Genomic DNA, 558 nt, shown 5'->3' on the forward strand with positions numbered 1-558 from the left:
TCTTCGGCGACGCCCACACCGACGGCGCCTTCCTCGACGAACTCGCCGCCCAGCAAATCCCCTTCGTCCTGGTCAACCGCCACACCGGCAACCACCCCGCCATCACCTGCGACGACTACCAAGGCGGCCGCCTGGTCGCCGAACACTTCCTCCAACTCGGCCACACCCGAGTCGCCGTCATCGCCGGCGAACCCTTCGCCAGCACCGGCATCGACCGCACCACCGGCTTCCGCGACCGCTACCACCAAGCCGGCATCAACATCCCCCCCACCCACATCATCCACTCCCACTTCGACGCCACCGGCGGACGCACCGCCGCCGACCACCTCCTCCACACCCACACCCGCCCGACCGCGATCTTCGCCGTCAACGACTTCGCCGCCATCGGCGCACTCGGCGCCCTCCGCGACCAGAACCTGCGCCCCGGCCACGACATCGCCATCGCCGGCTACAACGACACCCCACTCGCCGCCCAACTCCCCACCCCCCTCACCAGCGTCAAATCCCCCATGCACACCATGGGCGCCCACTCCCTCGAACTCCTCCTCCAAGTACTCA

General features: G+C 68.8%; 1 protein-coding gene. It reads left to right on the top strand.

All coding sequences use genetic code 11. The annotated features are described in order from the left end of the window. The coding region (locus ABEA10_RS50940; protein ID WP_345475948.1) for a substrate-binding domain-containing protein at positions 1-558 on the top strand (558 nt) is incomplete at both ends.

This window comes from Actinoallomurus oryzae (assembly GCF_039541955.1).
Taxonomy (GTDB): domain Bacteria; phylum Actinomycetota; class Actinomycetes; order Streptosporangiales; family Streptosporangiaceae; genus Actinoallomurus; species Actinoallomurus oryzae.